Below are 6,531 nucleotides of genomic sequence, written 5' to 3'. Positions count from 1 at the left end.
GAGCGGAAAACGGCGGCAAAGCTCGGCCACTCGCCGGCGGCAGGCTTCGAGCACAGCCAGATCCTCCGGTTGAAACAGGCAATCGGCAATAATTTCCCCAATTTCCTCAAATTCTGCCGCGCCCAGGCCGCGGGTGGTCAGGGCCGGGGATCCCAGGCGCAGGCCGCTGGCCACAAAGGGCGGCTGCGGGTCAAAGGGGATGGTGTTTTTGTTGGCGGTAATGTGGATCTCCTCCATCAGGCGATCCGCCCGCTTGCCCGTCATCACCGGATCGGCAGCCCCGTTTTTCTCCAGCACTGCCGAGACCGAGCGCAGATCCAGTAACATCAGGTGGTTGTCGGTGCCCCCCGAAACCAGCCGGATGCCCCGTCGTTGCAGCGTTGCCGCCAGGGCCTGGGCATTGGCAATGACCTGGGCTGAGTACTGGGCAAAGCTGGGCTGCAGGGCTTCTCCAAAGGCCACCGCCTTGCCGGCAATGACATGCTCCAAAGGCCCCCCTTGGCTGCCGGGGAACACCGCCTTGTCCAGCTTTTTGCCCAATTCCGGGTCGCGGGTGAGAATCAGCCCGCCGCGCGGCCCTCGCAGCGTCTTGTGGGTGGTGGTGGTTACCACATCGCAGAGGGGCACGGGGTTGGGGTGGTGCCCAGTGGCCACCAGGCCAGCAATGTGGGCAATGTCTGCCATCAGATAGGCCCCCACCTCATCGGCAATGGCGCGGAAGGCAGCAAAATCAATTGTCCGCGGGTAGGCGGAGTAGCCGCAGATAATCAGCTTAGGCCGGTGCTGCAGGGCCAGATCCCGCACCTGGTCAAAATCAATCCGCTCCGTCTGCGGATCCACGCCATAGTGCACCACGCGGAACCACTTGCCGGAGACGTTCACTGGCGAGCCGTGGGTGAGGTGGCCGCCGTGGGCCAGATCCATGCCCATGATCGTGTCTCCTGGCTGCAGCAGAGCCAAGAAAACCGCGAAATTGGCCTGGGCACCGGAGTGGGGCTGGACATTGGCGTGGGCCGCCCCAAACAGTTGCTTGGCGCGGTCGATGGCCAGTTGTTCGATCTCGTCGATAAATTCGCAGCCGCCGTAGTAGCGCTTGCCGGGCAGCCCCTCTGCATACTTGTTGGTAAGCACCGAGCCCTGGGCCGCCAGGACAGCCGGCGAGGTGAAGTTCTCGCTGGCAATCATCTCCAGGTGATCCCGCTGGCGGTTGAGTTCTTGCTGGATGAGGCGGTAGACGATGGGATCCGTTTCGGCCAAAATGGCCAGGTTGTCCCGGGGAGTGGTTAGGCTGTGGGGGGCGGCTACCATGGTGACGCCAAGAGCAAACGTTGCAAAGAAAAAAAGGCCAGAATTACCCTGCGGTCGCAACAGCGTTGCGAAGCAACATCGTAACACAGGCCAGGGGATCCCGCAGCGGCTAAGCGCAGAACCAAAGGCCGCTTTGTAAAGAATGTTTTTGGGCCCCAGGTCTGGTCACCAGCCGGGGTAAAGTGAGGGGCAGGTTTACAGCACTGGGTTTTAGGAGTTGGCTATGACCGACGCGCAAGTTTTCACCATCCTGGCCATTGCCCTGGTGCCGGCAGTGATGGCCGTGCTGCTGGGATCCGCCCTGGCCCGCAGCTAGTTTCCATCTGGAAGAATAAGGTTGCTCTGGATCCGGGGGCCTGTCCTATAGAGCAGGCCCTTTTGAGTTGAGGCTCAGGGGCTGCGCCTGGGACGCTTTGCCATTGGCTAAAGTTGGATAAAGGATACTACCGGCAGCCAACCCAGAAGCAACTTGAGCCAGGTGGATCTACAGCGGGTTCAGCGCGCCCTTTCTCTGGAAGCAGAGGTGGGGTTTACCGACCTGCGGGGGCGAGAGCAGACCTTCTCCCAATTTTTGCAGAGCGTGTTTGGCCAGGATCCCCCCGCTGGCTGGATCCTGGATGGGGAAGAGCGACGGCGGTGGAAAGAACTGGGATCCCGCTATCGCCTCTACCCCCAGCTAGAGCTGCCGGAGCGGCAGCACCTGGTGGCGGAAACCCGCCGCTGGCTGGAGCGGCTGCGTCGCCAGCAAGAACAAGCCCACTCTGCTCCACCCAGCCCTGCTTTGCCCCTGCCCAAGGGCCTTAGTTTGGAGCAGCCGCTGCAATTTCTCAAGGGCATTGGCCCCAAGTCGGCGGAGAAACTGGCGCAACTGGGCCTGCACACTGTGCGCGATGCCCTCTACTACTTCCCACGGGATCACCTGGACTATTCCCGACGCGTGCTCATCCGCCAGGCCAAGGTGGGGGAGACGGTTACCCTGGTGGGGACGGTGAAAAGCTGCAGTTGCTTTACCAGCCCCAAAAACCCCTTGCTGACCATCTTCAACCTCAAGCTTGCCGACAAAAGCGGCGTAGTCACCCTCAGCCGCTTCTACAGCGGGCGGCAATTTGCCCAGCGCAGTTGGCAGGCGGCCCTGGAGCGGCAATACCCCAAGGGGGCAGTGGTGGCGGCCAGCGGTCTGGTGAAAAAGGGCCGCTTGGGCTTGACACTGGAGAACCCGCAACTGGAGGTGCTGGGGGGAGAGGGCGAGGATCTGGAGAGATTGGGCAAGATTCTACCCGTTTACCCCCTCTCAGAAGGGATCCCCGCCGATCTGGTGCGCAAAGCCATCCAGCTTGCCCTGCCGGCAGCTGCCTTGGTGGAGGATCCCTTGCCGGAGCACCTGAAGCGGCAGTTGCAGCTGTTGGACTTGCCCCTTGCCCTGCAGCAGATCCACTTTCCCAAGACGCAAGAGCTGCTGGCCCAGGCCCGGCGGCGGCTGGTGTTCGACGAGTTTTTCTACCTGCAACTTAGCCTCTTGCAGCGGCGGCAGCGCTACCGCGCCCAGGCCCAGGCTGTCCCCCGCTACCAGCCAGCTAGAGGAGAGCTCTTGGACCGCTTCTACCAAATCCTGCCCTTCCAGCTGACTGCTGCCCAGCAGCGGGCCATCGACGAGATCCTGGCGGATCTGCGGGATCCCTTGCCCATGAACCGCCTGCTGCAGGGGGATGTGGGATCCGGCAAAACTGTGGTGGCGGTGGCGGCTTTGCTGGCGGCCATCCAGTCGGGCTGGCAGACGGCCCTCATGGCTCCCACGGAGGTCTTGGCCGAGCAGCACTACCGCAAGCTGGTGGAGTGGCTCAGCCAACTGCAAGTGCCTGTGGAACTCTTGACCGGCTCCACACCCCCCGCCAAGCGGCGCGAGATCCTGCGGCAGTTGCAGACCGGGGAGCTGCCCCTAGTGGTTGGCACCCATGCCCTCATCCAGCCGGCGGTGCAGTTTCGCAACCTGGGCTTGGTGGTTATCGACGAGCAGCACCGCTTTGGCGTCGAACAGCGGGCTGCCCTGCAGCAGAAAGGGGATCACCCCGATGTCCTGACCATGACGGCCACCCCCATCCCCCGCACCCTTACCCTGGCCCTGCACGGGGATCTGGATGTTACCCAAATTGACGAGTTGCCCCCGGGGCGCAAGCCGGTGCACACGGTGGTGGCTCGACCGGGGGATCGCCTGCAGGTGGTGCGGCTGATGGAGCGGGAGATTGCCCAGGGGCGGCAGGCCTACGTGGTGCTGCCTTTGATTGAAGAGTCTGAGAAGCTGGATCTCAAGTCCGCCATTGAGGAACACCAGCGCCTGCAGGAGAAGGTCTTCCCCCAGTTCCGGGTGGGCCTGCTGCACGGGCGCCTAACTAGCAGCGAGAAGGACGCCGTCATAGAAGCTTTCCGCCGGCGGGAGCTGGATATCCTCGTCTCCACCACAGTGGTGGAAGTGGGGGTGGATGTGCCCAACGCCTCGGTGATGCTGGTGGAGCATGCCGAGCGCTTTGGCCTCTCCCAGCTCCACCAACTGCGGGGGCGGGTGGGGCGGGGATCCGACCAGGCCTACTGCATTTTAATGACGGGATCCCAAAGCGAAGAGGCCCTGCGCCGGCTAAAAGTCCTGGAGCAGTCCCACGATGGCTTTTTCATTGCCGAGATGGATCTGCGCTTCCGCGGCCCTGGGGAGGTGATGGGCACCCGCCAGTCGGGACTGCCCGATTTTGCTCTGGCCAGCCTCATGGATGACCAAGAGGTGCTGCAGTTGGCCCGCCAGGCAGCAGAGCAGCTCATTGTCCAAGACCCACAGCTGCAGCAGTGGCCCCGCCTGCGTCGCATACTGGAAGAACGCCAGGCCCGCCTTTTGGGGCCGGCTTTGTTGACTTAACCTTGGTGCCTATGCCCCCTACTCCTGAAGAGCTGACGCTCCACGGCCTCTCCCCCCAGGAATATCACCAGATCCAGCAGCAACTGGGCCGGGATCCCAACCCCACCGAGCTGGCCATGTTTGGGGTGATGTGGTCGGAGCACTGCTGCTACAAGAACTCTCGCCCTCTGCTGAAAAACTTTCCCACTACGGGCGAGCGGGTGGTGGTGGGGCCGGGGGAAAATGCCGGCGTCATAGATTTGGGGGATGGGGACTGGCTGGCCTTTAAGATTGAATCCCACAACCATCCTTCAGCGGTTGAGCCCTTCCAGGGAGCGGCCACCGGCGTGGGAGGCATCCTGCGTGATATCTTTACCCTGGGCGCCCGTCCCATTGCCCTGCTCAACTCCCTGCGCTTTGGGCCGCTGACGGATCCCCGCAACCGCCGCCTCATGGCCAGGGTGGTGGAGGGGATCGCCCACTACGGCAACTGCGTGGGGGTGCCCACGGTGGGGGGGGAAGTGGCCGTGGATCCCTGCTACAGTGGCAACCCCCTGGTCAACGTCATGGCTCTGGGGCTGCTGGAGACGCCGGCGGTGGTGAAATCGGCAGCTCGGGGGGTGGGGAATCCGGTCTTGTACGTGGGCGCCCCCACGGGGCGGGACGGGATCCGCGGGGCCAGCTTTGCCAGCGCCGAGCTCAAGGAGGACTCCCAGCAGGATCGGCCGGCGGTGCAGGTGGGGGATCCCTTTCTGGGCAAATGTCTCATCGAGGCCTGCCTGGAGGCCTTTGCCACGGGAGCCGTGGTGGCCGCCCAGGACATGGGAGCGGCCGGGATCACCTGCTCCACGGCGGAGATGGCCGCCAAAGGAGGCGTAGGGATCCGCTTTGATCTCGACCGGGTGCCGGCGCGGGAAAGCGGCATGGCCGCCTGGGAGTACCTGCTTTCGGAGTCCCAGGAGCGGATGCTGCTGGTGGTGCAAAAAGGTCGCGAAGCGGAGGTGATGGAGATCTTCCACCGCTGGGGCCTGCAGGCCAGCGTGGCCGGAGAAGTCATTGCCGAGCCGCTGGTGGAGATCTGGCACCGCGGAACCTGCGTGGTGCAAGTGCCGGCGCGGGCCTTGGCCGAAGAGACCCCCGTCTACGTCCGCCCGCTGCTGCCAGAGCCACCGGAGTACGTCCAGGCAGCGTGGCAGTGGGATCCCGCCACCCTACCCCCTTGCAGTCGCGAAGGGATCCACCTCGATCAGGCAACCCTGACGTGGCAAGAGGTGCTGCTGCGGCTTTTGGCCCGCCCCACCCTGGCCAGCAAAGCCTGGATCTATCGCCAATATGACCACCAGGTGCAAAACAACACTGTCCTTTGGCCGGGGCAGGGAGATGCAGCGGTTATCCGCATCCGCTCGCAAAAGTTTGGCGTGGGCGAGGTGCCACCCCTGCAGGCTGCCCGCAAGGCCATTGCTGCCACCCTCGATGGCAATGGCCGCTGGGTATATTTGGATCCCTACGAGGGGGCCAAAGCCGCGGTGGCCGAAGCCGCCCGCAACCTCTCCTGCGTGGGGGCGGAGCCCTTGGCTGTAACCGACAACCTCAACTTCGGCAACCCGGAAAACCCCGTGGTGTACTGGCAGTTGGCCCTGGCCTGTCGGGGGATTGGGGAGGCCTGCCGTGCCCTAGGGACACCGGTAACAGGGGGGAACGTTTCCCTCTACAACGAGAAGGGATCCCAGGCCATCTACCCTACCCCCGTTATCGGCATGGTCGGTCTCCTTCCAGACTTGAAGTTGGTCTGTGGCCAGGGGTGGCAGCAAGAAAGGGATCTCATCTACCTCTTGGGAGCCCAGGCTGTTACCAGTCTGGGCGGCAGCGAGTATTTGGCGGCAATCTACCACAAGGTCACGGGTCGGCCTGCCCCCGTGGATCTGGAGCTGGAAAAGCGCGTGCAAGCCGCCTGCCGCCACGGCATCCGGCAGGGGTGGGTGCGCTCCGCCCACGACTGTAGCGAGGGAGGACTGGCCGTGGCTCTGGCGGAAGCCTGCCTCAGCGGGGGCCGCGGTGCCAGTGTCTCTCTGGCTCCCGGATCCCTGCGCTGGGATCAGGCCCTGTTTGGCGAGGGATCCAGCCGCATCCTCGTTTCTGTCAATCCAGCCCAGCGCTCTCCTTGGGAAGCCTACTTAGAGTCCCAGCTCCCCGGCCAGTGGCAACTGCTGGGACAAGTGGGATCCCCTGCCGATCCCTTGGCCTTGACGACGGCAGAAGGGGATCCCCTGTTGTCGGTCTCTTTGGCCGCCCTGCAGGCCGCCCTGCAGGCCGCCTACCACAACACCTAGCTCCCCTCTCCC

4 protein-coding genes are annotated in these 6,531 nt (G+C 63.8%); 3 read left to right on the top strand and 1 reads right to left on the bottom strand.

Annotation, left to right across the window (positions count from 1 at the left end; genetic code table 11):
- Window positions 1-1,308: serine hydroxymethyltransferase (gene glyA / locus NW852_RS06040; protein WP_414426551.1), on the bottom strand; the 1,308-nt coding region annotated here is incomplete at its 3' end.
- A 223-nt stretch (window positions 1,309-1,531) separates the two neighbouring features.
- Between glyA and psaM the strand changes: the two genes are divergently transcribed.
- The 3 genes from psaM to purL all read left to right on the top strand — a co-directional run bounded on the left by psaM (window position 1,532) and on the right by purL (window position 6,519).
- On the top strand, window positions 1,532-1,624 hold the full coding sequence (gene psaM, locus NW852_RS06035) for a photosystem I reaction center subunit XII (RefSeq protein ID WP_414332959.1): 93 nt from the start codon (window positions 1,532-1,534) through the stop codon (window positions 1,622-1,624).
- A 162-nt stretch (window positions 1,625-1,786) separates the two neighbouring features.
- The gene (recG, locus tag NW852_RS06030) at window positions 1,787-4,210 is read left to right on the top strand and encodes an ATP-dependent DNA helicase RecG (RefSeq protein ID WP_414371121.1); all 2,424 of its coding nucleotides are present in this window, start codon (window positions 1,787-1,789) and stop codon (window positions 4,208-4,210) included.
- Window positions 4,211-4,221: 11 nt separating this feature from the next.
- Window positions 4,222-6,519, top strand: a complete 2,298-nt coding sequence (purL, locus tag NW852_RS06025; RefSeq protein WP_414426550.1) for a phosphoribosylformylglycinamidine synthase subunit PurL — start codon at window positions 4,222-4,224, stop codon at window positions 6,517-6,519.
- Window positions 6,520-6,531 lie beyond the last annotated feature (12 nt).

The sequence above is a fragment of the Synechococcus sp. H60.1 genome (assembly GCF_047462335.1).
Taxonomy (GTDB): domain Bacteria; phylum Cyanobacteriota; class Cyanobacteriia; order Thermostichales; family Thermostichaceae; genus Thermostichus.
The sequence above is the reverse complement of the archived record's forward strand: the minus strand, read 5'-3'. Positions and strand labels throughout refer to the sequence as shown.